This is a genomic window from Xanthomonas sp. LMG 8993 (assembly GCF_009835065.2).
In the GTDB taxonomy this organism is placed as follows: domain Bacteria; phylum Pseudomonadota; class Gammaproteobacteria; order Xanthomonadales; family Xanthomonadaceae; genus Xanthomonas; species Xanthomonas arboricola.
In genome coordinates this window covers 417,967-443,789 of record NZ_QVIF02000003.1, presented here as the reverse complement: position 1 = coordinate 443,789, position 25,823 = coordinate 417,967, and the positions used below count along the sequence as shown (strand labels likewise).

Here is a 25,823-nt window from a genome sequence, read left to right as displayed (position 1 = left end):
ATGCACGGGCGCCGTCATCCCAAGAACCCGCATGCGGAGGCCGAGCAGTTCCGCCGGCGCGCGGTGCTGGGCTTTGTGATGGTGGTGATCTGCCTGGTCGGGCTGGGCGGCTGGTATTTCAAGCTGCAGGTGCTCGACCACGAGGTCTATGCCACGCGCTCAGAAGCCAACCGCATCAAGCCCAAGCCGGTGGTGCCCGGGCGCGGCATGATCTACGACCGCACCGGCCGGCTGCTGGCCGAGAACGTGCCGGCCTTCCGCCTGGACGTGACCCCGGACAAGGTCGCCGACATGGACGCCATGCTGGCCGCGCTGGGCAAGGTGATCCCGATCGCGCCGGAGGATCTGGAGCGCTTCAACCGCGAGCGGCGCGCGCGCCGCAGCTTCCTGCCGGTCACCCTCAAGCTGCGCATGAGCGATGAGGAAATGGCGCGCTTTGCGGTGGAGCGCTGGCGCTTCCCCGGCGTGGAGCTGGAGCCCTACCTGACCCGGCGCTACCCGTACGGGCCGCTGTTCGCGCACATCATTGGCTACGTCGGCCGTATCGACGAGAAGGACCTGGCGGTGCTGGGCGAGGGCAATGCCGCGCTCACCCACATGGGCAAGTCCGGGCTGGAGCGCTACTACGAGCAGGACCTGCGCGGCCAGGTCGGTTACGAGCAGGTCGAAACCAACGTGCAGGGGCGGGCGATCCGCACCGTCGGCCGGGTCGCGCCGCAGTCGGGCGCGGACCTGCGGCTGTCGGTGGATGCCGACCTGCAGCGCGCGATGGTGGCCGCGTTCGGCGAGCACGAGGGCGCGGCGATCGCGATGGACCCGCGCACCGGCGAGATCCTGGGCATGGTCAGCCTGCCCAGCTACGACCCCAACCTGTTCGTCAACGGCATCTCGCATACCGACTTCAAGATGCTCAACGACAACCCGTCGCGGCCGCAGTTCAACCGGCTGGTGCTGGGCGGCGTGGCGCCGGGCTCCACGCTCAAGCCGCTGATCGCGCTGGCCGGCCTGGACAGCGGCCTGCGCCGGCCGGAAGACCGGGTCCTGTCCACCGGCATGTTCTACCTGCCCGGGGTCAGCCGTGGCTGGGGCGACTCGCACCGCGGCGGCCATGGCTGGACCGATCTGCGCAAGTCCATCGCCCAGTCGGTCAATACCTATTACTACCGGCTGGCGGTGGACATGGGCATCGAGCGCTTCGACCACTACCTGGGCGAGTACGGCTTCGGCCAGCCGACCGGGGTGGACCTGCTCGGCGAGATCGGCGGCATCCTGCCGTCGCCGGCCTACAAGTACAAAACCCGCAAGGAGCGCTGGTATCCCGGCGACACCGTCAACATCGCCATCGGCCAGGGCGACTGGAAGGTGACCCCGCTGCAACTGGTGCGCGGGGTGTCGGCGATCGCCAGCGGGCTGCTGCTGCGCCCGCACCTGGTGCTGGAGCAGCGCACCGGCTTCGATCACCCCTGGCAGCCGATGATCCAGCCGCCGGGCAAGCCGATCAGCCCGAGCGCGGCGCACCTGCAGGTGGTGCGCGAGGGCATGATGGACACCATGCGCCCGGGCGGCACCGGCTATGCGATCACGCCGGGCGCGCCGTATCAGATGGCCGGCAAGACCGGCACCGCGCAGGTGGTCAGCCGCAAGGGCGTGGCCGCGGTGGACCCGCGCAGCCTGCCGCTGCACCTGCGCCACCGTGGCCTGTTCGTCGGCTTCGCGCCGGCCGACAACCCGGTCATCGCAGTGGCGGTGGCGGTGGAGGGCGGTGGTTTCGGTACCAGCTCGGCAGCGCCGATCGCACGCAAGATCTTCGACGCCTGGTTGCTCGGCAAGCTGCCCGCCGGCCTGGAGCCGCTGGACAGCGAGCTTGGCATGACTGCGGTGGGCGTCAACCAGTTCGAAGCCGGCGCCACCGATGCGCGCCAAGCCGGCGATGCGGCCGCGGCCACGCTGGACGAGCTGCCGGTGGTGATCGGCCAGACTGCGGTGGCGTTGGACCCCAACACGCCGGCGCAGCCCGTGGTGCCGGATGTGCCCGATGCGGTCCAGGAGACCGACCATTGAGTGACATCCTGCGCTGGCTGGTGGACATGGTTGCGCGTTTCACGCGCAGCCTGGACTGGGTGCTGTGCCTGGCGCTGGGTGCGCTGATGGTGATCGGCCTGTCGGTGCTCAAGAGCGCGGGCGGCGCAGCCAACGGCGATCATCTGGTGATGGCGCAAGCCGTGCGCTTCGTCATCGGCCTGGCTGCGATGTGGGGCATTTCGCGCATGTCGGTGCTACGCCTGCGCGCCTGGACGCCGTGGGTATACGGCCTGTCGATGCTGCCGCTGCTGGCGGTGTTCGCGCTGGGCACCGGCAAGTACGGACGCCAGTGGCTAGACCTGAAACTGTTCTACCTGCAGCCGGCCGAACTGCTCAAGATCAGCCTGCCGATGATGGCCGCCTGGTATCTGCACCGCATGCCGTTGCCGCCGCGCATCTCCACCGTGCTGGTGACCGGCGTGATCATCGGCGTGCCGACCGCGCTGATCATGCTGCAGCCGGACTTCGGCACCGGCGTGCTGATCGCCGCCAGCGGTGTGTTCGTGCTGCTGCTGGCCGGCCTGCCGTGGTGGTGGGTGGCGGTGGGCGTGGGCGGCGTCTCGGCGGCCGCGCCGGTGGCCTGGTTCTGGCTGCTGCGGCCGTACCAGAAGGACCGCATCATGATGTTCCTCAACCCGGAAAACGATGCGCTGGGCGCCGGCTGGAACATCATCCAGTCCAAGATCGCGATTGGCTCGGGCGGTTTCGACGGCAAGGGCTGGGGGTTGGGCTCGCAGTCGCATCTGAACTTCATTCCCGAACAGACCACCGACTTTGCGTTCTCGGTGCTCAGCGAGGAGTTCGGTTGGATCGGCGTGGCGACCGTGCTCAGCCTGTACCTGATCGTGATCGCGCGCTGCCTGTGGATCGCCGCGCAGGCGCGCGACACCTATTCGCGCCTGGTCGCCGGTGCCACCGGCCTGGCCTTCTTCGTTTACGTGCTGGTCAATGGCGGCATGATTTCCGGGCTGCTGCCGGTGGTGGGCGTGCCGATGCCGCTGATGAGTTACGGCGGTACCTCGGCGGTGTCGCTGCTGGCCGGGCTGGGCCTGGTGATGGCGGTCAAGGCGCACCGCCCGGTGCACGGCTACTGAGCCGGCGCGTTCTGCAGCCGACGCTGACAGGCACTCACCCGTGTCGAAAGAACCAATCACACCTGGCCAGGCGCACTACGCCGCTGGCGACAGGGGCATGACACGCAGCTGACGCTGCGCAAGGCGCGCGCGGTTCTGCGCGCTGCGTTGCAATGACGACCTCCCGGCACGGGGCCGCTTCGCGCATGCGGTATCGGGTTCGCTCGCCTTCTGTGAATGGGCGCGTTGCTCCGTAGAGTCCGATGCGCCGCCGTCCTGCGCGCGGCCGGGTCGCGTTGCAGCTGCAGGTACGCGCCATTCCTCTTCCAGGTGAGCTCTTCCATGAAACTGCCAACCGCCGCGATCGGCGGTGTCTGTCTTACGTTCGCCGCACACGCCGGCGCCATCAACCTTGCCACCGGCGATACGCGCGCGGTCTCCGAGCCGGCGATTCCCGCCACCTGCCAGCCGGTGAGCGCCAGCCACACGCCAAGCGGGCGGCTGTTCGACGCCGCGCTGGAAAGCGCGCCGCCCGACACCAAAGCCATCCAGGCCGCGCTGACTGCCTGCACCGGCAAGAACGGCAGCGTGCTGCTCAAGGCCGGTACCGGCAACGCGTTTCTCAGCGGCCCGCTGACCATTCCCACCGGCGTCACCCTGGTCGTCGATCAGGGCGTGACCCTGTACGGCTCGCGCAATCCGGCCGACTACGGCAGCGGTTGCGGTGTCGCAGGCGCCAAGAGCGGCGGCTGCCTGCCGCTGATCAGCGTCAAGGGCACCAGGTCGGGCGTGATGGGCGTACGCACCGGCGGGCGTCAGGGCACGATCGACGGGCGCGGCGATCTGCCCATGCTCGGCAAGAGCACCACCTGGTGGGAGTTCGGCGAAAACGCCAAGGCTGCCGGCCAGGTGCAGAACAGCCCGGACCTGATCAAGGTGCAGAACTCCAACACGTTCACCCTCTACAACATCAATCTGATCAATGCGGCGTACTTCCATTTCTTCGCGCATATCGTCGATGGCCTGACCATCTGGGGCGTGCGGGTGAAGTCGCCGGCGACCAGCCCCAATACCGATGGCCTGGACCTGGACAGCGTGGTCAACGCCAGCCTGGTCGACAACGATGTAATGGGCGGCGACGACTGCGTGGCGATCAAGACCATTGCGTCCAGGTCCGGCAACATCAGCGTGCGCGACAACCGCTGCTACGGCACCCACGGCATCTCGATCGGCAGCGAGGTGATGTCCGGGGTCAACAACGTGCTGGTCGACAACAACGCCATCACCGCCACCGACGATGCCGGCAACCGCAGTACCGACAACGCCGGGCTGCGCATCAAGACCAGCCTCGCCAAGGGCGGCCCAGTCAGCCTGGTCACCTATCGCAATACCTGCCTATACGGGGTGACCAGCCCGCTGGTGATCAACCCGTTCTATTCGGTGGGCGGCAGCGGCACCAAGCCCAGCTTCGCCGGGGTCGTCGTCAACGGCCTGCGTACCACCGGCGATGTCGGCCTCAAGGGCAAGGGCTGGATCCTGAAAGGATTCGACGCGCAGACGCCGCTGGACCTGACGCTGGCCAATGTGGCCACCGGCAATACCGCGGTCTCCGCCAGCGATGCGCAGATCGGGCTGAGCAACAGCGCGCTCACCCCGACCGGCAGCAACGTCACCACGTCCAGCGTGCAACTTGGCGGCAGCGTACCCACCTGCTCGACTGCGCCACGCTTCCCGGCCCTGTGATCGACCAGGCGCGGCCACCCGGCCGCGCCTGACGGCCGGAGTGACATCAAAGGAAGCAAAACCTGCCACTCATGCGGTCAGATGAAGAGGCCAGAAGCAGGCCCACGGCATGCCGCAAAAACGCAAAGCCTCGCCAGCGCCTGGCCCGGTCCACCAGACAACCCCAGTCGGCACACGAGCACCCCGCACCCCACAATTCCCGAATCCCGAATCCCGAATCCCGAATCCCGAATCCCCATTCCCCATTCCCCATTCCCCATTCCCCATTCCCCATTCCCGCGCAGCGCCCAAACCAATCCCCAATCCCCCCTCCCAAATCCCCGCCGCCCAGAGCGGCAAGTTAAAGCTCTTTCCTTTCATGGTCTTATTGCCAGAAGTTCATCTGTTCTCTGTTACCCTCGGCCGATGATTCGACGCACTCTGACCTGCCTGCTCACCCTCGGCCTTGTCGCCTGCGCGACTCAGCCCAGCCCTCCGACCCCGCCGCCGGCCGCCAGCGCGCCCCCGGCCAAGCCGCCGAGCGCCCCGGTCGCGCCCGTCAGTGCCGCCGCCGAAGCGCCCGCGCTGCCGCCGGTGGACCTGACCCCGGTGCCGTTCGAGATCGCCCGCGCCAACTTCGTGCGCGACACCGCCGCCAAGTACGGCATCGACGCCGCACAGATCGAAGCAGTGCTGGCGCAGGCGCAATTCAAGGACGCCATCGTCACCGCGATGTCGCGCCCGGCCGAGCGGGTCAAACCGTGGAACGAATACCGCCCGATGTTCATCACCCAGGCGCGGATCGATGGCGGCCGCAAGTTCCTGGCCGAGCATCGTGCCGAGCTCAGCAAGGTCGAAGCGGCCACCGGCGTGCCGGCGCAGGTGATCGTGGCCATCATCGGGGTGGAGACCAGTTACGGCAGCAATGCCGGCAAGTACCGCGTGCTGGACGCGCTGTACACGCTGGCGTTTCGCTACCCGCGCAGCGGCGACCCGGCCAAGCTCGAACGCGAAGTGCGCCGCGAGCTGTTCTTCCGCGATGAACTCGGCCAGCTGTTCGCGCTTGGCAAGGAAGAGCAGCTCGATGTCACCACGCTGATCGGCAGCTATGCCGGCGCGATGGGCATGGGCCAGTTCATGCCGTCCAGCTACCGCCAGTTCGCCGTCGACGGCGATGCCGACGGCAAGCGCAACCTGTTCACCGACCACAACGACGTGTTCGCCTCGGTCGCCAACTACTTCGTCAAGAAGGGCGGTTGGGTGCGCGGTGGCCAGGTCGCGGTGCCGGCCACGCTGGCCGCCGGCCACGAGGAATTCAATCCCACCGACTGGTCGCCGGTGTACACGCTGGCCGACCTGTCTGCGCGCGGCTATCACCCGAATGCGCCGGTGGTGGCTGGCAGCACCGCCACCCCGATCACCCTGGACGATGCCAACGGCAAGCAGTACTGGCTGGGCTTCCAGAATTTCTACGCGATCACCCGTTACAACATTTCCAAGATGTACGCGATGGCCGTGTTCCAGCTGTCCGAGGCCATCGCCGGCAAGGAGTTACCCCCGGCATGAACAGCACGACAGGCCCCAAGTGGCTGATCCCGATGGCGCTGATGCTCGGCCTGGCGGCCTGTAGCAGTGCACCGAAGAAAAGCGCCGGCACCGGCGGCAGCGGCGCGATCAAGGGCGTCAAGGTCGACGGCAAGGGGCCGGCGTATGTGGCCACCGGTTGCCCCTCGACCTCGCCCTACGCACCCGCCAAGGAAGACCCGTCCACGCGCGGCGACTACACCGCCGGCGGCCTGTACAAGCCCGGCGTCAAGGACACCACGCCGGACCACGTGCCCAACGTGGCCTGCATCCCCGAACCGCTGGTCACCAACGAGCCGCGCTCGGCGGTGGGCAACCGCTCGCCGTATGAGGTGCTGGGCAAACGCTACGTGGTGATGGACAACCCCGGCGACTATGTCGAACGCGGGACCGCCTCGTATTACGGCAGCAAATTCCACGGCCGGCTGACCTCCAACAAGGAGGTCTACGACATGTACGCCTTCACTGCCGCCCACAAGACCTTGCCGTTGCCCAGCTTCGCCCTGGTGACCAACACCGACACCGGCGACTCGGTGGTGGTGCGCGTCAACGACCGCGGCCCGTTCCACGATGGCCGCGTGATCGATCTGAGCTACGCCGCAGCGGTCAAGCTGGGCATCACCGGCAAGGGCACCGGCAACGTCGAGGTACGCGGTCTGACCGAAGCCGACAACGGCAATCTGCTGGCCAAGCGCCGCAGCGGCCGCGCGCCGGTCAGCACTGCGGTGGCCGCCGCACGGCCGGCCGCCAGCGCCAGCCAGATCGATGGGTTGGTGCAGCGCCTGCCCACCCGCACCGTGCCGGCCGCCGCCCCGCGCGCAGTGGCCGCCAGTGCCGCCGCTCCGGTGGCCGCCGCAGCGGCAGGCAGTGCAGGGGCTGCTGCGGTTCCCGCGGGCGAGCGTTGGCGCTACCGCGTGGCCGATTCGCGCCAGCCCGGCAACGCCGACAACTTCGATGCCTGGATGAAGTCGCAGGGCGTGCGCGTGGCCACCGGCAAGCCGGCTGCCGCCGCGCCGCGGCCTGCCTCGGCTGTCCCGGTGGCGGTCGCGCCAGCCGCCCCGGTCGCGGTGGCGGCAATCAAGCCTGCCGACAGCGCGCCGGCACGTCCGCTCAGGAGCGAACCGGTACCGGTCAAGGCGCCGAGCGTGGCCGAGGCGGCACTGGGCGACATTCTGTTGCAGGTGGCCAGTTTCGCCAGCCGCGAAAACGCCAACCGCGCGCTGTCGCAGCTTGCCTCGGCCGGGATCGCCGGTGCCAGCGTCAGCGACATCGTCAGCGGCGGTCGCACCTTGTGGCGGCTGCGCGTCAATGCGCGCGATCACGCCAATGCCTCGGAAATCGCGCAGCGCATCGCCGGCCTGGGCTTCGGGCGCCCGCAGATCGTCGCCAACTAGCCACGATCGATCCGGCAGCCAAGGCGTCGGTGGGTAGGCCGGCGCCCGCTATCGACAGGTAGTGTCGGGCAGCCGCGATCACGACGCGCCCCATGCAGCTTGCTCGATCGCCCAGTGCGTCAGCCACGTTCGGCGCGTCGTCTGCCCCCATCGCTGAACTGCGCAGGCGCGCGCAGCATCGCGTGCGTCGCCCTGATCGCCGTGGCGCCTTACAATTTCGCATTACCCAGCCTTCGGGCCCGTCAGGAGTCGTTCTTCAATGAAATTCCGCTTCGCCGCCGCTGCGGTGGCCACGTTTGCCTTTGGCCTGGTCTGCGCGCAGACCCCTGCGCCGCAGCCGACGCCTGCCGTTGCCGCTGCGCCGGCCGCCGTCCCGGTTCCGCCCGCACCCGCGCCGGCGGTGTCCAAGTCCTGGATCCTGATGGATTACGCCACCGGGCAGGTGCTGGCCGGTGAAAACATCCACCAGCAGCTGGCGCCGGCCAGCATCACCAAGGTGATGACGTCCTACGTGGTCGCTGCCGAAATCAAGAATGGCAAGGTCAAGCGCGACGACCAGGTCATGATGAGCGAGCGCGCCTGGCGCGAGGGCGGTGCCGGCACCGACGGCAGCTACAGCGGCTTCCCGGTCAACCAGACCGCGCGTCTGGAAGACATGGAAAAGGGCATGGCGATCCAGTCCGGCAACGATGCCGCGATCGCACTGGCCGAGCATGTGGCCGGCAGCGAAGAAGCCTTCGCCTCGCTGATGAACAGCTACGCCGCCAAGATCGGCATGAAGGACTCCTACTTCGTCAACGCGCACGGCCTCAGCGCCGAAGGTCACCATTCCACCGCCTACGACCTGGCGATGCTGGGCCGCGCGATGGTGCGCGATTACCCGGAGACCTATGCCTACAACAAGATCAAGGAATTCCAGGTCGGCAGCATCAAGCAGAACAACCGCAACCTGCTGTTGTGGCGCGACCCGGCGGTGGACGGCATCAAGACCGGCCACACCTCCGAGGCCGGCTACTGCCTGCTGAGCTCGGCCAAGCGCGGCGACCAGCGCCTGGTGGCGGTGGTGATGGGCGATTCGTCCGAGCGCCAGCGCGCCGACGACAGCCTGGCCCTGCTCAACTGGGGCTTCCGCTTCTTCGAAACCCACAGCCTGTACGCGCCTGGCAAGGTCGTGACCAAGCAGAAGGTCTGGAAGGGCCAGCAGGACGAAGTGCAGCTCGGCGTGGCCCAGCCATTGCTGGTCAGCCTGCAGCGCGGCCGCTACAACGACCTCAAGCCCAGCATGGAAGTGGCCAAGAACCTGCAGGCCCCGATCAAGCAGGGCCAGCAGATCGGCACCGTCAAGGTCAGCCTGGACGGCAAGATCATCGCCCAGGCCCCGCTGGTCGCCATCAACGCAGTCGAGGAGGGCGGCTTCTTCAAGCGCCTCTGGGATGCGTTCTGGATGTGGTGGGAATCGGAGTGATCCAAAGAAAAAGCCGGCGAAAGCCGGCTTTTTCTTTGCGGGGATTGGGAATTGGAGATTCGGGATTGGCAAAGGCGAGAGCAGCAGCGAAGCATCAGCAGCCCGCTGTTGCGAATCCCCAATCCCGACTCCCCAATCCCAGCCCTCAAAGCATCCGACTGATCGTGAAACTGCCATACACCGGCGTTTCGCGCTGGGTGTCGAATTCGCGGGTGCGGTGGTAGCGGGCGATGGCGAACTTCCAGCGGCCGTACATCACCGCCAGGCCGTAGCCGACGTCGCCCACGAACGGGCGCTTGTCTACGCTGTGGCTGTTGCGGAAGGTGTTGCCGTCCAGGGTGATGTCGCGCAGCACCCAGCGCGCATCGGTGGTCAGGAACAGATGGCCCGACCAGCCGCTGGCGCGTCCGAGCCGGCTGGGGGCGGTGTTCTCGCCGGCCGGGCGGGTCGGGGTGCTGCCGAAGTCGTCCGGCAGCTTCCAGCCGAAGCGCACCTCGCCACCGGCATTCAGATGCGTGGCCATGTTGCCGACCGCGCCGCCCCAATGCGAGATGAAATCCCAGCCGAAGCCGTCCGCATTGACTGCCGCATCGCCCGGCCAGCGGCGCATGCGCTCGTGCACCAAGTTGATCAGCGGCTCGTTGTGCAGCTGGTTGTCCCAGCCCTGGAATTTTTCGTCGCCCAGGACATCGTGGATCGCATCCTGCGCTTCCTGCGCAAATGCCCACGGGCCGACTACGCCGACCTGCAGCTGGGTGGTGCGCAGATGCGCATCGTTGCGCGCGTTGTAGCCGAAGCTCGCCAGCAGGATGCCCGCATACGGGCGATCGTCCGGGATCACATCGCGGCGGGTGGGATCGGTGGGAGTGAAAATCGCCTGGCCGATCGAGAACACCATGTTCTGCTGGTCGAACTCGCCCGGATGCAGACGCTCCAGATAGCCGTTGACCCAGCGCGCGGTGCGCGGCAGGCAGGGGTCGTCGGTGTAGTCGACCAGGTTGGGCGACACCAGCGTCAGCACCGCGCCGTTGGAATAGCCCTGGTCCTGATCCTCTCCGCCGAACAGGTCGTTGTCGACCCGGAAGTTCACCGCCGGCGGCGTCCGGCTCATTCTGCTGGAATCGCACTGGTCGGCAGCCACGGCCGGCATCGACAGTGCGGAAAGAGAGAGCAGCAGGGCAGCGGACAAGGCGCGCGGTCGAAGCATGGAGGGCCTGGAAAGGTAAGGAGGGGCGATGTTCAGCAAAGGTGCCTGCGGCCGCTGCTGCGCCGCGTGAATGTGCTCCGGGATCATGCCCGAGCCGCCCGGATGCAGCGGCAGAGCCTGGAACACCAGTCCGTTCCATTTGCGGTACGGCGGCCATGAAAAGCCCGCGCGAATCGCATATGATCCGCCTCCGGGGGAACTAGCCCCAAGGAACGGCGGCCTTTCTCAGGCCGTTTCATCACCAACGGATCGCGTTTGCCGACGGCAGCGCAGGTGTCAGGGGAACAAATATGAGCAAGACGATTTCTGTGAGCGCAGCGCTGTTGTCCAGCGTGTTGGGTGTTGCACTGGTCAGTGTCAGCGCGCCGGCCTCGGCCGGACTGAAGGATGCCTTCAAGGGGTCTGCACAGGATCAGCGCAAGGAGGCCGTCGCGCAGATCCCGGTGTGCGCCAAACCGCTGGGCAGCCTGTCGGTGCTCGAGCCGGAGGATGCAGTCAACTGGTGGTCGGGTCAGCAGTTGCCGGCGCCGTCCAAGCTGATCAAGGTATTCGTCAACCGTTCGCGCTGCTTCACCCTGGTAGACCGTGGCGCGGGCATGGCGGCATCGCAGCGCGAGCGCGACATGGCGGCAAACGGCGACCTGCGCGCCCGCTCCAACGTCGGCAAGGGCCAGATCCGCGCAGCCGACTATGTGATGACGCCGGACCTCATTTCGCAGAACCACAATGCCGGCGGCAGCGCCATTGCCGGCATGCTGGGCGGCCTGATGGGCGGCAATGCCGGCAACCTGGTCGGTGGCCTGAACCTCAACAAGAAGACCGCCGACGTGGTGCTGACCATCACCGATGTGCGTTCCTCCGAACAGGTCGCCATGGCCGAAGGCAACGCCAAGAAGACCGACCTGGGCTGGGGCGCGCGTGGCAACGTCTTCAGCGGCGGCGACTACGGCGCCGCCGGTGCCGGCGGTTATGCCAATACCGAGATCGGACAGGTGATTACCCTGGCCTATCTGCAGGCTTACACCGACGTCGTCACCCAGCTCGGCGGTCTGTCCGGCAATGCGGCTGCATCCAATGTGCAGCAGGCTGTGACCGTGACCCGCGCGGGGCGTCTGTTGGGCAATGCCAAGGGCACTGGCGCGGCCGTGCGTACGCTGGAGCCGGGCATGATGCTGTACCCGACTGGCACCAAGGAAGGCGTCATGTGGGAAGTCGAAGACGAAATGGGCAACCGCGGCTGGGTGTCGTCGGCCATGCTGGAACTGTCCAAGTAAGCAGTTGGCCAGACCCACGCTGGGCATGACGCGTACGGCGTGAAACAACGGGGCCCCTGCGGCCCCGTTGTGTTGTCCCGCGCGCGGCGGGCTTGGGTTTGTCCACCATCGTCCCGATAATGGGCGGATGGAAATCAGCACCGACAACCCCGATCACGGCTTCCAGTTTCCCGGTACCTTCGAGCTCAGCGCAATGGGCGCGGCCGAGCGCGGGCTGGAAAGCGAACTTCCGCGCCTGCTCGCCGCCACCGGTGTGGAGCTGCTGGAGGAAAGCATCAGCTGGAAGCATTCGTCCAGCGGCAAATATGTCTCGGTCAAGATCGGCTTCCGTGCCGAGAGCCGCGAGCAGTTCGACGCTGCGCACCAGGCGCTGCGCGACCACCCGGAAGTGAAGTGGACGCTGTAGCGATCCAGGCTGCGGAAAGCCCTGTCCCCGTCCTGCCGGCGCAGTTGCGCGATCTCGGCCGACAGGCGTACGCGCCAGTTTGGCGTGCGATGCAGCGTTTCACCGATGCGCGTGATGAGGCCACGGCCGACGAAGTGTGGGTGGTCGAGCATGCGCCGGTGTTTACGCTGGGCCAGGCCGGCAAGCCCGAGCATGTGCTGGCGCCGGGCGAGATTCCGGTGCTGCAGGTCGATCGCGGTGGCCAGGTCACCTATCACGGCCCCGGCCAGCTGGTGGTGTATCCGCTGCTGGACCTGCGTCGGCTCAAGATCGGCGTGCGCGATTACGTGTGCAAGATCGAGCAGGCGCTGATCGACACGCTGGACGAATGGAATATCGTCGCCGAGCGCCGCGAGGGCGCGCCGGGCGTGTACGTGGGCGGCGCCAAGATCGCCGCGCTCGGGATCCGGGTGCGGCGCGGCTGCACCTTCCACGGCCTGTCGTTCAACGTGGCGATGGACCTGGAGCCGTTCCACCGCATCAACCCCTGTGGCTATCAGGGCCTGCAGGTGACCTCGGTGCTAGACTTGGGCGGCCCCTCCGGGATGGACGCCGTCAAGGCGGTGCTGCTCGATCAGCTGGCGCGCCAGTTCGGTCTCGTCTTGCAGCCTGTCTCCGCGTTGCCCGACCTTTCGCTTCCGGCCTGAGCGCCCGTTACTGCCATGACCCAGCCTATCGCCCGTTCCATCCCCTTGCAGGTCGTCTCCGGCGACACCGCCGCACCTGCGCCGCTGCAGACCGGCGTCAAGCAGATCGGTGGCGACAAGATCAACCGCTCGCCGGTGCAGTTCGTCGATGCGCCGGTGTTGCGCAAGCCGTCGTGGATCCGGGTGCGGATTCCGTCCGGCAATGCAGTGCAGAACCTCAAGGCCAAGCTGCGCGAAAACCGCCTGGTCACGGTCTGCGAGGAAGCCAGCTGCCCGAACATCCACGAGTGCTTCAGCCACGGCACCGCCACCTTCATGATCCTGGGCGAGGTCTGCACGCGGCGCTGCTCGTTCTGCGATGTGGCGCATGGCCGGCCCAAGCCGCCGGATGCAAACGAGCCGGCCAGCCTGGCCACCACCGTGGCCGACATGGGCCTGAAGTATGTGGTGGTGACCAGCGTGGATCGCGACGACCTGCGCGACGGCGGTGCCCAGCATTTCGTCGACTGCATTTCGGCCATCCGGGTCAGCTCACCCAAGACCCGCATCGAGATCCTGACCCCGGACTTCCGCGGCAAGGGCCGCATGGACCGCGCGCTGGAGATCCTGGCGCTCAGCCCGCCGGACGTGTTCAACCACAACATAGAAACCGTGCCGGACCTGTACCCGAACGTGCGTCCGGGTGCTGACTACCAGTGGTCGCTGACCCTGCTGCAGCGTTTCAAGGCGCAGCATCCGTCCATCGCCACCAAGTCCGGCATCATGCTCGGCCTGGGCGAGACGATGGAGCAGGTGCAGGCCACGTTGCGCGACCTGCGCGCGCACGATGTGGACATGATCACCATCGGCCAGTATCTGCAGCCGACGCCGCATCACCATCCGGTGATGCGCTACTGGACGCCGGAGGAATACAAGGCGCTGGAGGACTACGGCAATGCGCTGGGCTTCAGCCACGTCGCCTCCGGGCCGATGGTGCGCTCCTCGTATCACGCCGATCGTCAGGCCGCCGGCGCGGGCGTCGCTGCTTAAGCCAGCCGATCACGCCTGCGCCCACGCTCAGGCGGGCGCGGCCGCCGGTGCTGGCGTCATCTGATGCCGCAGCCGGCCGCATGCCGATTGCATGTCGGCGCGAACTGCTCGCGACCGCCCGCGAGTAGCTCCGATGATTTCGAGCTAGAACGACCCACACGACCCCGCACACCGCGGGGTCGTGTCGTCTCCGGCCGCTGCTCTCGGCTTGCAGGGTACGGTCGCGTTCACAATCCGCTACAGGCCCGGCGCTAGGCTGATTCAGCCAGCGGATGACAACGCCAGCAACTTTCGGCACTGTCATGCTGTCTGATCCGTTCACCGCCTTTCTTTCGTCGGCCCTGTGCCGAGAGCCATTCGATGACCTACAACGTTTCTGCGTCCATGAAGGCCGGCCTGCTGGCGCTGGTGTTGACCACTCCGATGGCATTGCTCGCACGCGCCGACACGGCGTTGCCGGCGGCAGCCACGCCCGATCAGGCCACAGCGACCAAGCTGGTCTATGGCCTGCTCTCCGACAGCCGCTACGCCTACCGTCCGCGCACGCTGGACGAGGCCATGACCAAGGATGTGTTCAAGCGCTATCTGGAAACCCTGGACGGCAGCAAACAGTTCTTTACCCAGACCGACATCACCGGCTTCGCACCGTTGGAAGCGGGCGTGGGCGACGCGCTGCGCGGGGGCAAGCTGGATCCGGCGTTCCAGGTGTTCTCGGTCTACAAGAAGCGCGTCGACCAGCGCGTCAAGTACGCGCGCGACCTGCTCAAGCAGGACTTCGATTTCACCGGCAGCGACAAGTTCGAGTACGACCGCAAGGACGTGCCGTGGGCTGCCGACGACAAGCAGCTGGACGTGCTGTGGCGCCAGTCGGTGATGAACGACTGGCTGCGCCTGAAGCTGGCCGGCAAGAAGCCCGAAGACATCCGCAAGACGCTGGACAAGCGCTATGCGGCGCTGGCCGATTCGGTCAACGAGTTGAAGGCCGAGGACGTGTTCCAGTTCTTCGTCAACGCCTACACCAACGCAGTCGATCCGCATACCGACTACTTCACGCCGCGCACGGCCGAAAACTTCAATCAGCAGATGTCGCTGTCGTTGGAAGGTATCGGTGCGCAGCTGCAGAAGCAGGACGACATGGTGGTGATCCGCGAGGTCATCCCGGGCGGTCCGGCGGCGGTGGATGGCACGCTCAAGCCGGGCGATCGCATCGTCGGCGTGGGCCAGGCCAAGAACGGCGCGATCGAGGATGTGATCGGCTGGCGCATCGACGACGTGGTCGCCAAGATCCGCGGCAGCAAGGACACCCAGGTGCGCCTGGAATACATCCCGGCCGAGTCGGGCATTGACGGCAAGCACCGCACCGTGACGCTGACCCGGCAGAAGGTGCGTCTGGCCGAGCAGGCCGCCAAGGGCGAGACCATCACCCTGCCGGCCAAGGGCGGCGAGCCGGAGCGCCGCATCGGCATCATCAAGCTGCCGGGCTTCTATCAGGATTTCGAAGGCCGTCGCCGCAACGCGACCGACTATGCCTCGGCAACGCGCGACGTCGCCAAGCTGCTGGCCGGCTTCAAGACCGACAAGGTCGACGGCGTGGTGCTGGACCTGCGCAACAACGGCGGCGGTTCGCTGGACGAGGCGATCGAGCTCACCGGCCTGTTCATCGAGCAGGGCCCGGTGGTGCAGGTGCGCGAATCCGGCGGCCGGGTCACCGTCAATGGCGACAGCAATCCCAAGGTGGCCTGGGATGGTCCGCTGGGCGTGCTGATCAACCGCGGCTCGGCATCCGCCTCGGAGATCTTTGCCGGTGCCATCCAGGACTACGGCCGCGGCCTGGTGATCGGTGAAACCAGCTTCGGCAAGGGCACGGTGCAGAACATCGTCGACCTGGACCGCTGGCCGGCGGCGGAAGGCCAGCGCTACGGGCAGGTCAAGCTGACGATCGCGCAGTTCTTCCGCGTCAGCGGCTCCAGCACCCAGCACAAGGGCGTGGTGCCGGACATCGCATTCCCGGCCAGCGTGGATGCCACCGAGTTCGGCGAGAGCACCTACGACAACGCGCTGCCCTGGACGCGCATCGCCGCCGCACCACACACCCAGTACGGCAACTTCGCGCCACTGCTGCCCAAATTGCAGGGCCTGCACACCGCGCGTATCGCCACCGACAAGGAATTCCAGTGGTGGGAAGAGGACGTCAAGCAGTTCCGCGATGAGAAGGCCAAGAAGTACATCTCGTTGAATGAAGCCGAGCGCGTCGCCGAGCGTCAGAAGCAGGATCAGCAGCGCAAGGATCGCCAGCAGGTGCGCAAGCAGCTGGGCCTGCCGCTGGACCCGCTTGCCGAAGACAGCGACGACGGCCTGACCGGCAACGAGCGCGATATCGTCAAGGACACCGCGCGTGAGAAGGCCGCAGAAAAGCGCCCGGATCCGTTGCTGCACGAATCGGCCGCCATTCTTGCCGATGCGCTGGGCCTGCTGTCGCAGGACCAGCCGCTGTCGGCGCAGGTGCTGCCGCAGTCGACCGCGCCGGGACGTTGGGCCGACTGATCGTTCGTCGAACAGCTGGCGACGACATCAGCGTTAAGTACAAGAAACGCCACCGCATCGCGGTGGCGTTTTTATTGGCCGACCCTTTCATGTCTGGCACGACGTCGCGAGCGGATTTGACTGACGATCGATTGCCGGCTGCCGTGCCTGCGTGTCGTGCGACGCCCGTTGTACTTACGCCAGTGCCTGCCAGACACCTTGCAGACCGAGCACCAGCAAGGTGGTGAAAAAGAAACGTCGAAACGTCTCGGCAGAAATGCGGTTGCGCACCCAGGCGCCCAGCCACATGCCGATGGCGGTGGGTAGCAGTGCCCACAACGACGGAGCGATCGCCGCGCGGGGTAGTGCGCCGTGCCAGGCCAGTGCACTGGCAAGCGCCAACGTCGCCACGCCGAAACACCAGCCCAGGGAGCGGATCAACAGCTCGCGCGGTAGTTGCAGGGCGGTGAGGTAGGGCAGTGATGGCAGCACGAACATGCCGGTGGCGCCACTCAGCAGACCGGTGGCCAGCCCGGCCAGTGGCCCTGCCCACGGTTCGTGACGTGCCTGCATCGTCCAGTGTCGACGGGCCAGCCCAAGCAAGGCGTACAGCGCCAGCAGTGCGCCCAACCCGGCGCGGACCAGGCTAGGGTCGGCGCCTGTCAGCACCCCAGCACTCAGCCAGGTGCCCAGCGTCACGGCGGCCAGCAATGGCCACAGACGTCGCAACAGGGGCGCCGTGTCCGGTCCCCAGGCTTGCTGCACGTTCGTCACAAGCGAAGGCAGAACCAGTAAGGTCGCTGCCTCGGCAGGCGTCAGCCACAGACCCAGCAGCCCCATCGCAACGGTCGGCAAGCCCATCCCGGCCACGCCCTTGACCCAGCCTGCCAGCAAAAACACGCCTGCGATCAGATACCAGTGGGTGTGCAATGTCTCCATGCAGCCAAGGATCCGGGCTTGTTCCGCGGCAGACAATGCGTGATTGTTTGATGCAGGCTTCGGCAGCGCCGAAGGCTAAGGCGGGATGCCGCGCGTGCAGAGGCCCCTGGCTTGGCTGGCCTGTCCTGTCGGTGGCGAGCGCATGTCGATGACTGCACGTGCTTGTGGAGCGCTCATGCATCTGGAATTTGTCGATTTACGGTTGTTCATCGCAGTGGTCGAGACCGGCAGCATTACTGCCGGTGCACAACGCGCGGCGTTGTCGCTGGCCGCTGCCAGTGCGCGGATTCGTGCGCTGGAGCTGCAGGTGGGCGCCGTACTGCTGGAACGCGGGCGCCGCGGCGTCAGTCTGACTCCGGCCGGCGGCGTGTTGCTGCGGCACGCACGGCAATTGCAGCGGCAGGCCGAGGTGCTGCAGCTGGAGCTGGGCGGCTACGGTGGCGGTGGCCAGGTGACGCTGCGGCTGGCGGCCAATACCGCGGCGCTGTCGGCATGGTTGCCCGAACGGTTGGCGGATTTTCTCATCGCACATCCGCAGCTGGATCTGGCATTGACCGAGCAGGGCAGCGACGAAGCTGCCGATGCGGTGCGCGAGGAACGCGCCGACATCGCCGTGGTCGCGGGTCATGCCGATCTCAGTGGGCTGCAGGTGCTGCCGTTCCGTGAGGATCGACTGGTGCTGGTGATGGCTGCAGCGCATCCACTGGCCGGTGCCGCGACGCTGCAATTGAGCGAGCTCGCGGGAATGGACATGCTGGGGCTGGCCGGCGACAGCGCCTTGCAACGGCATCTGCGCGTGCACATGAACCGCGCCGGCGTGCAGGTGCGCATGCGTGCAAAGGTACAAGGCATCGACGTGTTGTGCCGCATGCTCGCACAAGGCATGGGCGTGGCGATTCTCCCGCACGCCGCAGTGCAACGCTCATGCGTGCGCGATCAACTGGCCACGGTGCCCCTGGATGCAGCCTGGGCACCGCGGCAACTTTCGATCGTGCTGCGTTGCGAGCCTGCGCCGTCGACCATGCTGCAAGCGCTGGTGGATTGGCTGCAACACGACTGAGCTGCGTAGCGTCAGAGCGGCCGGCATCGTGACAGCGTCACGTCGCCGGCGCGCTCAACGCGGCCAGGCGAATTCGGCCAGCACCGGATAGTGGTCGGACGGCACTACACCGCCGGGACGCTGATCCAGCGTGGAAAAACGTGTCGGTGTCAGGCCACGGAACAGGATCCAGTCGATGCGACGGGTCGGTTGCGTGGTGAAGTCCTGGAAGGTTTTTTCCGGGCCTTGCGGCTCGGGAACACGAGCGCGTGCATCGCCAAGCGTGGCGGTGAGCACGCGGTAGGTGCCCTGGTCAGGATCGCTGTTGAAGTCGCCGGTCAGCACCACCGGAATGTTTGCCGGCAGCGCCGCGATGCGCGACAGGATCAGGCGCGCGCTGTGCTCGCGGGCGGCCTCGTCCTGGTCGCGGTGGGCGAAGTGCGTGTTGAGCAGATAGAAGCGGCGCTTGTCGCTGCGGCGCTCGAACAGGGCCCAGGTCACCATGCGCGGCAGGTCGGTGTTCCAGCTGCTGCTGCCGGGGACCTGTGGCGTTTCCGACAGCCAGAAATCGCCCGATTCCACCAACGACACCGCGCGGCTGTCGTAGAACACGCCCATGTGCTCGTCGCCGTCGTCGCCGCGGCGGCCCTTGCCGAACCAGCGGTAACCAGGCAGTTGCGCAGCCAGATATTGCGCCTGCTCCTGCACCAATTCCTGCGTGCCGAAGACATCCGGGTGCACTTGTTCGACCAATGCCGCCATCGCCGCGCGGCGCACGCTCCAACGCTTGTCGCCATCGGTATCCACCGGCACGCGCACATTGAACGACATCACCCGCAAGGGCGCAGGCGCAGGTGCAGGTGCAGACAACGCAGGCAAGGCGATGCACAGCAGCGCGAGTGCGGCGAACAGGGAACGTGAGATGGCGCGAACGGACAGGCGTGACATGCAGGCGGATTCCTCAAGGACCGATCGGCGAGTCTAATCGGCATGCATGACCGAAATGTCATCGACATACCGCGCCCGCTTGACGTCGTCGCACATCGGCGTAGCATTTGCACCAAGCCATCGGATAGACCGATGGCTGCCTACTCAACCGTGAGGGATTCTCATGGCACCGCAGTACGACTATCTCGTGTTTATCGGGCGTTTCGAGCCCTTTCACAACGGCCACGCCGCCGTCGCCCGCCACGCGCTGGGCAAGGCGAACAAGCTCATCGTGTTGATCGGCTCTGCCGACACGCCTCGCACCATTCGTAATCCGTGGACCGTCGCCGAACGTGCGGTGATGATCGAGTCCGCGTTGCCGGGCGAGAGCCAGCGGCTGATCCTGCGCCCGTTGCGCGACCATCTGTACAACGAAAGCCTGTGGATTGCCGAGGTGCAGCGCCAGGTCGCCGAGGCCGTACAGGCCGATGGCGGCACGCCCGATGCGCGCATCGGGCTGATCGGCATGGACAAGGACGCCAGCAGCTACTACTTGCGCGAGTTTCCGCAGTGGCCGCTGGAAGATGTGCAACATACCGCCACGCTGTCGGCCACCGAGTTGCGCCGCTATCTGTTCGAGGCCGGCGAGATCGGTTTCCACGGTGGGTTGCTGATGCTGCGCGGCAATGTGCCGGCGCCGGTGTACGACATGCTGGAAGCGTTCCGGCGCAACTCGCCGAGCTATGCGCAGCTGGTGGCCGAATACCGTTTCATCGAGCAGTATCGCGCCGCCTGGAAGGATGCGCCGTATCCGCCGACCTTCGTCACCACCGATGCGGTGGTGGTGCATTCGGGCCACGTGCTGCTGGTGCGTCGTCGCGCCGAGCCGGGCAAGGGCTTGTGGGCATTGCCGGGCGGTTTCGTCGGCCAGGACGAAGGGCTGCTGGACGGCTGCCTGCGCGAGCTGCGCGAGGAAACACGGCTGAAGGTGCCGGTGCCGGTGCTCAAGGGCTCGTTGCGCGGGCGCCAGGTGTTCGACCACCCCGAGCGCAGCCTGCGCGGGCGCACCATCACCCATGCATTCCATTTCGAATTTCCGGCCGGTGAGTTGCCCGCGGTGCGCGGCGGCGACGATGCCGACAAGGCGCGCTGGATTCCGCTTGCCGAAGTCATGGCGATGGGTCCGCGCCTGTACGAAGATCATCTGCATATCCTCGAATTCTTCCTGGGTCGCGGCTGAGGCCGACAACGATTGCGTGCCGTCATCCACCAAATGCGTCCGCGCGCAATCCAAGATCGGCTTGAACCGTAGCCTCCCCGCCGGCGGACAGACCGCTGGTTCATTCGACGCGAAGGAGCTTCCGTCATGTATTACCTCGATAACCTGCTGCTCAACACCGACAGCTACAAGGCCAGCCACTGGCTGCAGTATCCACCCGGCACCGATGCGGCGTTTTTCTATGTCGAATCGCGCGGTGGCGTCTACGACCAGACCGTATTCTTCGGCCTGCAGTCGATCCTGAAAGAGGCCATCAACCGGCCGGTGACGCATGCCGACATCGACGATGCGAAGGCCTTGCTGGCCGCGCATGGCGAGCCGTTCAACGAGGCCGGCTGGCGTGACATCGTCGATCGTCTCGGCGGGCAACTGCCGATCCGCATCCGTGCCGTGCCCGAAGGCACGGTCGTGCCCACGCACAATGTGCTGATGACGATCGAATCCACCGATCCCAAGGCGTTCTGGGTGCCGTCGTACCTGGAAACGCTGCTGTTGCGCGTGTGGTATCCGGTGACGGTGGCAACGGTGAGCTGGCAGGTGAAGCAGGTGGTACGCGATTACCTGCAGCGCACCAGCGACGATCCGGAAGGGCAGTTGCCGTTCAAGCTGCATGACTTCGGCGCGCGTGGGGTGTCCAGCCTTGGTTCGGCCGCGCTGGGCGGTGCCGCGCATCTGGTGAACTTCCTCGGCACCGATACCGTGTCGGCGTTGCTGCTGGCGCGTGCGCATTACCACACTCCGGTAGCCGGCTATTCGATTCCCGCTGCCGAGCACAGCACCATCACCAGCTGGGGCCGCGAGCGCGAGGCCGATGCGTATCGCAACATGCTGGCGCAGTTCGCGCGCCCCGGTTCGCTGGTGGCGGTGGTATCGGACAGCTACGACATCTACCGCGCGATCCGCGAGCATTGGGGCACCACCTTGCGCGAGGAGGTGATTGCCTCAGGTGCGACGGTGGTGATCCGTCCGGATTCGGGCGACCCGGTGGATGTGGTCGAGCAATGCCTGCTGCTGCTGGACGAGGCGTTCGGCCATCAGCGCAATGGCAAGGGCTACAAGGTGCTCAACCATGTGCGGGTGATCCAGGGCGATGGCATCAACCCGCAGTCGCTGCGCGCGATTCTCGAACGCATCACTGCTGCCGGCTATGCCGCCGACAACGTCGCCTTCGGCATGGGCGGTGCGCTGTTGCAGAAGGTGGATCGCGACACCCAGAAGTTCGCGTTGAAGTGCTCGGCCGTGCGCGTGGACGGGCAATGGATCGATGTCTACAAGGACCCGATCACCGACAAGGGCAAGCAGAGCAAGCGCGGTCGGCTGACCCTGCTGCGCGACCGTGCCGATGGCAGCTATCGCAGCGCGTTGCTGGATGAAGTCGACGCGCATGCCGACAGCGAAGATGCGCTGGTGACGGTGTGGGAGAACGGCGTCATGCAGCAGGAGTGGACCCTGGAGCAGGTGCGCGCACGTGCCGACGTCGCGCGCCGCTGACGTTCGCCGCGCGGATAGCGGCATGCACGCCTCCCTCGACGAAGACTCGTTGCTGTCTGCATCGCCGCTGTTGGCCGGGTTGCGCGCGGCCGCGCCCAGCCTGCGGCGGCGTGTGCCGCAGCAGGACGAGAGCAGCCGATGGCATGCATTGCGCATCGGCGAGCGCGCGTATCGGGCAGCGTTGCCGATCACCTTGACCCCGTATGCCTCGGTACGGCCATGTTCGGCGCGCTGCGGCTTCTGTTCGGAAAACCTGCGTCAACACCGTGGTGGCCCGGCGGCAGCGATGTTGCGGCCAGGGCCGGACTACTTTGCGCAGTTGCGCGCTGCGTTGCAGCTGCTGCACGGGGTGCCGTTGTCGTACTCCTTGTCCGGCCTGGAGATGACCGACGACCCGGACTGGTTGCAGGACTTGCTGCAGACCCTGGCGACGACGCCCGACGGCCCGTGCGTGGAGCAGCGTGTGCTGTACAGCAATGGTGCCGGCCTGGCGCGCGCGCAGGGGGCACAGTTGCTCGATGCCCTGGTCGACTTCGGCCTGTCGTGGATCGAGCTGTCGCGTCACCACCCGCTGCAGGCCGGCAACGACGCGATCATGCGCTTTCGTCCAGACGAGCCCATTGCCGATGCGGCCATTTTCGCGCGGACGGCGCAACGCATCGCAGCGCGCCTGCCGGTGCGGCTGGTCTGCATCGTGCAGCGGGGCGGCGTGGACTGTGCCGATGGCGTGGCGCAGTACCTCGCGTGGGCGCGTCGCTGTGGCGCCACGCAGGTGATCTTCCGCGAGTTGTCGCGTCTGGACGATGCGTACCGCAACAATGGCACCTGGCGCTATATCGCGCAGCATCGCATCGGCATGGAAAGCCTGTTGGCGGACTGCATGCAGCAGCCGTGGTGGTCGCATTGGCAAGCCGACGGCATGACCGAGGGTTATTACTTCTGGAATCTGCGCATGCGCAGCGAGGACGGCCTGGAAGTGGTGTTCGAAAGCGCCGACTACGCGGCCATGCACGCACGCCACGCCACCGGCGACCTCTACAAGCTGGTGTTCTTCGCCAATGGCCGCCTGTGTGCGGGCTGGGACCCGGATGCCGATGTGCTGTGGGAGCCGGCCGATGGATGAACTCGATCAGCGCAGCTGGTGGACGCCGGCACCGGATGAGCCGTCCTGGGCATTGCCCGAGGATCTGCGCGCAGCCGATCCGCTTGGCGGGCGCGACTGCGGCTGGGTGAATCAAATGCGCCCGTTCGTGCGGCACTTCAGCGTGCCGGGCGCACAGGTGTTCGATCCGTTCTGTGGATTCGGCAGCACGCTGCTGGCGGCGACGCTGGAAGGGCGTGGCGCGCATGGCATGGAGATCGATGCCGCACGTGCGCAACTGGCACGCACGCGCCTGCAGCGGCACGGCGTGCAGGCGCCGGTCGTGGTCGGCACGCTGGTCGACACCGCGCCTGCGGCGGCGATCGATCTGTGCCTGACCAACGTGCCGTATTTCGGTTGCCACTGGCGCGGTGCGGCACTGCCGGGGCAGTTGTATGCCAGTGCCGATTACGCAGGCTATCTGTCCGGCATGCGGGCGGTATTGCATGCCTTGCGCAAGCGGATGCGAGTGGATGGCTTCGGTGTGGCGATGGTGGAAAACGTCGTCGTCGGCGGGCGGGTGATTCCGCAGGCGTGGGATCTGGGGCGGATCCTTGCCAGCCTGTTCACCCTGCGCGAGGAGCGGGTGCTGTGCTACCGGCGGCCGGGCGCAGCGCTGGCGCCTGCAGGCACGCACAGCAATCGCAGCCACGAGTACGCGCTGATCTTCCAGCACTGCCGTGCGCAGTTGGACCTGCAGCAGGCAGCGCTGCTGCTGCAGGCGCTACGCGCAGACGGCCTGCCGGTGCAGGTGCACGGCAGCTACGCGCGCTGGCTGCAGGCACCCGAGTCGGTGCCGGAGGGGCCGGCGGATCTGGACCTGATCCTGCAGGCGGAGCAGCCGCTCTGGGACCGCCTCACCGTCTGGCTGCAGGCGCAGGGATTCGCCTTGAGCCTGTGGGGCGAGCCATGCCGGGCGCCGGTCGCGTTGGCGGCGGTGCGTGCCCACCACTATCTGCGCGCCGAGCGCATCGGCGCAGACGGCGGCCGCCTGCAGCTGGACCTGCAACTGCCAGCGGATGAACCGCCGTTGCCCTGATCGGCCAAGCGACGCCGCGCGCACACCGGTTGCGGCTATGCTCTGTGCCGGTTTTGGATGCCGGAATGTCTCCATGTCTTGTTCTTCCCTGATTGCGCGCGGTGCCCTGCTTGGCGCGCTGGCAACCCTGGCTGGTTGCGGTGGCAGCAAGGGCGACACCATGCTGATGCGTGAGTCGTTCAATTCCGACGACACCTACTCGCGCAGTGTGGCCTCCACCTCGCCGCAGGCCTGCGAGGCCGCGCGCCGGGTGTTGTTGAGCCAGGGCTATGCGGTGACGCGTGCCGATGCCGCTGCGGTGGAAGGCAGCAAGAACTTCCAGCTCAAGGAAGCCGACCAGAGCGAACAACTCAATCTGCGCATTTCCTGCGCCACGCAGGACGGCGGCAAGGCGCAGGTGTTCGTCAGCGCATTGCAGGACCGTTACGCGCTGAAGAAGAGTTCGACCTCGGCCAGCGTCGGTGTCGGTGTGCTTGGTTCGTTGTCGTTGCCGGTCGGCAGCAGCGGCGATTCGCTGGTGCGCGTGTCCAGCACCACGGTGCAGGACGCGGCCTTCTACAAACGCTTCTTCGACCGTCTGAATTCGTACCTGCCCAAGGTCACCGAAGCGGTGCCTGCACCTGCAACTGCTGCTCCGCCACCGCCACCGCATGCGATATCACAAGCACCGGCTCCGGTGCCTGCGGCCGCTCAGGCCAGCGAGGCGGCCACTGCTCCCGCCACGCCAGCAACAGCTGCGCCGCAACCTGCTGCAACGCCTGTCGCACAGCAGCCGGTGGCGCCATTGCCGGTGGAGGCGCAGGACCCACCGCCGACACCAGCCGAGCTGCCGCAAACCGAGCCAGCAAGCCAACCGTGACGAAGCGATTCAGGCTCTGCTCCAGAGCCTGAATAGCCGGTTGCACGCTTCACGTCGCGTTCTCGACCAAGTGGCGAAAGTGCAGCCATGACTCGCCAAGGGGCGAGATGGAGACAGACGATGAAGATGCGCAATTCCCTCGTGGGTATGTCCCTGATCGCGTTGATGGCAACCAGCACACTGGCGCAGGCGCAGACGCGTTCGTACCAGCAGCGTTACACCGAAGCAGATGAGGGCCGCAAGTTCGGCGATGGCACGCGCGTGCGCTGCCGCAATGTCGAAGTGCAGAAGAACTCGACCGATCCCAATCGCATCGGCGGGACAGTTGCCGGCGCGGCCATTGGTGGCCTGCTCGGCAACCAGGTTGGTGGCGGCAACGGCAAGAAGCTGGCAACCGTGGCCGGTGCAGTTGCCGGCGGCGCAGCGGGCCGCACCATCCAGGGCAACCGCCAGCAAGCCAACGGTAACCGTCAGGTCGAGCGCGTCTGCGAACGCCGCTGAACTTGATGCAGTGAATCCTACGAGCCCCGGTCCTGCCGGGGCTTTCTACGTCTGAGGATGCAGCAGCTTGCTGCCGATCTACACCACCTTGTACCGATGAGTGCGTTCCAGAAGCCCCGCCCGCAGCGGTGGACGGGAGTGATGCGGCCTGCGTCAGTATCAG

General features: G+C 66.6%; 21 protein-coding genes. 18 read left to right on the top strand and 3 right to left on the bottom strand.

The features are described from left to right. The 6 genes from mrdA to DYQ94_RS08250 all read left to right on the top strand — a co-directional run bounded on the left by mrdA (nt 1) and on the right by DYQ94_RS08250 (nt 9,320). On the top strand, nt 1-2,061 hold the full coding sequence (gene mrdA / locus DYQ94_RS08275; RefSeq protein ID WP_039523408.1) for a penicillin-binding protein 2: 2,061 nt from the start codon (nt 1-3) through the stop codon (nt 2,059-2,061). Beyond that, complete coding sequence (gene rodA / locus DYQ94_RS08270; RefSeq protein ID WP_054591925.1) at nt 2,058-3,176, top strand: rod shape-determining protein RodA; 1,119 nt, start codon at nt 2,058-2,060, stop codon at nt 3,174-3,176. The genes mrdA and rodA overlap by 4 nt, the downstream gene beginning before the upstream one ends. Before the next feature lie 321 nt (nt 3,177-3,497). Next, entirely contained in the window at nt 3,498-4,898 is a 1,401-nt protein-coding gene (locus DYQ94_RS08265; RefSeq protein WP_126965488.1) for a glycoside hydrolase family 28 protein, read from the top strand. 405 nt (nt 4,899-5,303) lie between these two features. Continuing rightward, nucleotides 5,304-6,443 carry a lytic murein transglycosylase B gene (gene mltB / locus DYQ94_RS08260; protein ID WP_024940725.1) on the top strand — a complete coding sequence of 380 codons (1,140 nt, stop codon included), beginning with the start codon at nt 5,304-5,306 and terminating at the stop codon, nt 6,441-6,443. Next, entirely contained in the window at nt 6,440-7,855 is a 1,416-nt protein-coding gene (locus tag DYQ94_RS08255; protein WP_126965103.1) for a septal ring lytic transglycosylase RlpA family protein, read from the top strand. Before mltB ends, DYQ94_RS08255 begins: the two co-directional genes overlap by 4 nt. A 259-nt stretch (nt 7,856-8,114) precedes the next feature. After that, a complete protein-coding gene (locus DYQ94_RS08250; RefSeq protein ID WP_016900824.1) occupies nt 8,115-9,320 on the top strand; it encodes a D-alanyl-D-alanine carboxypeptidase family protein in 1,206 nt (401 codons plus the stop codon). 145 nt (nt 9,321-9,465) lie between these two features. Here DYQ94_RS08250 and DYQ94_RS08245 read toward each other — a convergent pair whose 3' ends face one another. Continuing rightward, entirely contained in the window at nt 9,466-10,527 is a 1,062-nt protein-coding gene (locus tag DYQ94_RS08245; RefSeq protein ID WP_024939686.1) for a lipid A deacylase LpxR family protein, read from the bottom strand. Nucleotides 10,528-10,817: 290 nt separating this feature from the next. On the opposite strand from DYQ94_RS08245, the gene DYQ94_RS08240 reads away from it, so the two are divergent. The 5 genes from DYQ94_RS08240 to DYQ94_RS08220 all read left to right on the top strand — a co-directional run bounded on the left by DYQ94_RS08240 (nt 10,818) and on the right by DYQ94_RS08220 (nt 16,466). After that, entirely contained in the window at nt 10,818-11,801 is a 984-nt protein-coding gene (locus DYQ94_RS08240; RefSeq protein WP_024939685.1) for a CsgG/HfaB family protein, read from the top strand. A gap of 127 nt (nt 11,802-11,928) precedes the next feature. Further along, nucleotides 11,929-12,207: a YbeD family protein gene (locus DYQ94_RS08235; RefSeq protein ID WP_016900827.1), complete on the top strand. Its 279-nt coding sequence runs from the start codon at nt 11,929-11,931 to the stop codon at nt 12,205-12,207. Continuing rightward, nucleotides 12,195-12,893 carry a lipoyl(octanoyl) transferase LipB gene (gene lipB, locus DYQ94_RS08230; RefSeq protein WP_126965104.1) on the top strand — a complete coding sequence of 233 codons (699 nt, stop codon included), beginning with the start codon at nt 12,195-12,197 and terminating at the stop codon, nt 12,891-12,893. The genes DYQ94_RS08235 and lipB overlap by 13 nt, the downstream gene beginning before the upstream one ends. Before the next feature lie 15 nt (nt 12,894-12,908). After that, nucleotides 12,909-13,922, top strand: a complete 1,014-nt coding sequence (gene lipA / locus DYQ94_RS08225) for a lipoyl synthase (protein WP_024939683.1) — start codon at nt 12,909-12,911, stop codon at nt 13,920-13,922. A gap of 384 nt (nt 13,923-14,306) precedes the next feature. Next, complete coding sequence (locus tag DYQ94_RS08220) at nt 14,307-16,466, top strand: carboxy terminal-processing peptidase (RefSeq protein ID WP_184429024.1); 2,160 nt, start codon at nt 14,307-14,309, stop codon at nt 16,464-16,466. A 174-nt stretch (nt 16,467-16,640) separates the two neighbouring features. On the opposite strand, the gene DYQ94_RS08215 is transcribed toward DYQ94_RS08220, so the two are convergent. Beyond that, a complete protein-coding gene (locus DYQ94_RS08215; protein WP_126965106.1) occupies nt 16,641-17,384 on the bottom strand; it encodes a sulfite exporter TauE/SafE family protein in 744 nt (247 codons plus the stop codon). 175 nt (nt 17,385-17,559) lie between these two features. Here DYQ94_RS08215 and DYQ94_RS08210 point away from each other — a divergent pair, with 175 nt between their 5' ends. Further along, nucleotides 17,560-18,444 carry a LysR substrate-binding domain-containing protein gene (locus DYQ94_RS08210; RefSeq protein ID WP_126965107.1) on the top strand — a complete coding sequence of 295 codons (885 nt, stop codon included), beginning with the start codon at nt 17,560-17,562 and terminating at the stop codon, nt 18,442-18,444. Between the two features lie 54 nt (nt 18,445-18,498). On the opposite strand, the gene DYQ94_RS08205 is transcribed toward DYQ94_RS08210, so the two are convergent. Then, nucleotides 18,499-19,371 carry an endonuclease/exonuclease/phosphatase family protein gene (locus DYQ94_RS08205; RefSeq protein ID WP_126965108.1) on the bottom strand — a complete coding sequence of 291 codons (873 nt, stop codon included), beginning with the start codon at nt 19,369-19,371 and terminating at the stop codon, nt 18,499-18,501. Nucleotides 19,372-19,534: 163 nt separating this feature from the next. On the opposite strand from DYQ94_RS08205, the gene DYQ94_RS08200 reads away from it, so the two are divergent. From DYQ94_RS08200 to DYQ94_RS08175, 6 genes are all read left to right on the top strand, one after another. Then, nucleotides 19,535-20,590: a bifunctional nicotinamide-nucleotide adenylyltransferase/Nudix hydroxylase gene (locus DYQ94_RS08200; RefSeq protein WP_047124615.1), complete on the top strand. Its 1,056-nt coding sequence runs from the start codon at nt 19,535-19,537 to the stop codon at nt 20,588-20,590. A 126-nt stretch (nt 20,591-20,716) separates the two neighbouring features. Continuing rightward, nucleotides 20,717-22,120, top strand: a complete 1,404-nt coding sequence (locus tag DYQ94_RS08195) for a nicotinate phosphoribosyltransferase (RefSeq protein ID WP_160955173.1) — start codon at nt 20,717-20,719, stop codon at nt 22,118-22,120. Nucleotides 22,121-22,142: 22 nt separating this feature from the next. Continuing rightward, nucleotides 22,143-23,243: a radical SAM family protein gene (locus tag DYQ94_RS08190; protein ID WP_065032113.1), complete on the top strand. Its 1,101-nt coding sequence runs from the start codon at nt 22,143-22,145 to the stop codon at nt 23,241-23,243. Beyond that, nucleotides 23,236-24,300 (top strand): DNA methyltransferase, encoded by a 1,065-nt coding sequence (locus tag DYQ94_RS08185; protein WP_160955174.1) that lies wholly within the window; start codon nt 23,236-23,238, stop codon nt 24,298-24,300. Before DYQ94_RS08190 ends, DYQ94_RS08185 begins: the two co-directional genes overlap by 8 nt. Before the next feature lie 73 nt (nt 24,301-24,373). After that, nucleotides 24,374-25,159: a DUF2242 domain-containing protein gene (locus tag DYQ94_RS08180; protein WP_160955175.1), complete on the top strand. Its 786-nt coding sequence runs from the start codon at nt 24,374-24,376 to the stop codon at nt 25,157-25,159. A 120-nt stretch (nt 25,160-25,279) separates the two neighbouring features. Continuing rightward, nucleotides 25,280-25,660, top strand: coding sequence for a glycine zipper 2TM domain-containing protein (locus DYQ94_RS08175; RefSeq protein ID WP_024939674.1), 381 nt, complete (start codon nt 25,280-25,282; stop codon nt 25,658-25,660). Nucleotides 25,661-25,823: the final 163 nt, after the last annotated feature.

Coding starts and splice junctions, on each gene's coding strand:
- DYQ94_RS08220 (WP_184429024.1), top strand. CDS start 14,307: ATGAAGGCCGGCCTGCTGGCGCTGGTGTTGACCACTCCGATGGCATTG.
- DYQ94_RS08195 (WP_160955173.1), top strand. CDS start 20,717: ATGTATTACCTCGATAACCTGCTGCTCAACACCGACAGCTACAAGGCC.
- DYQ94_RS08210 (WP_126965107.1), top strand. CDS start 17,560: ATGCATCTGGAATTTGTCGATTTACGGTTGTTCATCGCAGTGGTCGAG.
- DYQ94_RS08245 (WP_024939686.1), bottom strand. CDS start 10,527: ATGCTTCGACCGCGCGCCTTGTCCGCTGCCCTGCTGCTCTCTCTTTCC.
- DYQ94_RS08190 (WP_065032113.1), top strand. CDS start 22,143: ATGCACGCCTCCCTCGACGAAGACTCGTTGCTGTCTGCATCGCCGCTG.
- DYQ94_RS08185 (WP_160955174.1), top strand. CDS start 23,236: ATGGATGAACTCGATCAGCGCAGCTGGTGGACGCCGGCACCGGATGAG.
- DYQ94_RS08180 (WP_160955175.1), top strand. CDS start 24,374: ATGTCTTGTTCTTCCCTGATTGCGCGCGGTGCCCTGCTTGGCGCGCTG.
- DYQ94_RS08235 (WP_016900827.1), top strand. CDS start 11,929: ATGGAAATCAGCACCGACAACCCCGATCACGGCTTCCAGTTTCCCGGT.
- DYQ94_RS08240 (WP_024939685.1), top strand. CDS start 10,818: ATGAGCAAGACGATTTCTGTGAGCGCAGCGCTGTTGTCCAGCGTGTTG.
- DYQ94_RS08200 (WP_047124615.1), top strand. CDS start 19,535: ATGGCACCGCAGTACGACTATCTCGTGTTTATCGGGCGTTTCGAGCCC.
- DYQ94_RS08255 (WP_126965103.1), top strand. CDS start 6,440: ATGAACAGCACGACAGGCCCCAAGTGGCTGATCCCGATGGCGCTGATG.
- DYQ94_RS08175 (WP_024939674.1), top strand. CDS start 25,280: ATGAAGATGCGCAATTCCCTCGTGGGTATGTCCCTGATCGCGTTGATG.
- lipA (WP_024939683.1), top strand. CDS start 12,909: ATGACCCAGCCTATCGCCCGTTCCATCCCCTTGCAGGTCGTCTCCGGC.
- DYQ94_RS08215 (WP_126965106.1), bottom strand. CDS start 17,384: ATGGAGACATTGCACACCCACTGGTATCTGATCGCAGGCGTGTTTTTG.
- DYQ94_RS08265 (WP_126965488.1), top strand. CDS start 3,498: ATGAAACTGCCAACCGCCGCGATCGGCGGTGTCTGTCTTACGTTCGCC.
- DYQ94_RS08205 (WP_126965108.1), bottom strand. CDS start 19,371: ATGTCACGCCTGTCCGTTCGCGCCATCTCACGTTCCCTGTTCGCCGCA.
- DYQ94_RS08250 (WP_016900824.1), top strand. CDS start 8,115: ATGAAATTCCGCTTCGCCGCCGCTGCGGTGGCCACGTTTGCCTTTGGC.
- mltB (WP_024940725.1), top strand. CDS start 5,304: ATGATTCGACGCACTCTGACCTGCCTGCTCACCCTCGGCCTTGTCGCC.
- mrdA (WP_039523408.1), top strand. CDS start 1: ATGCACGGGCGCCGTCATCCCAAGAACCCGCATGCGGAGGCCGAGCAG.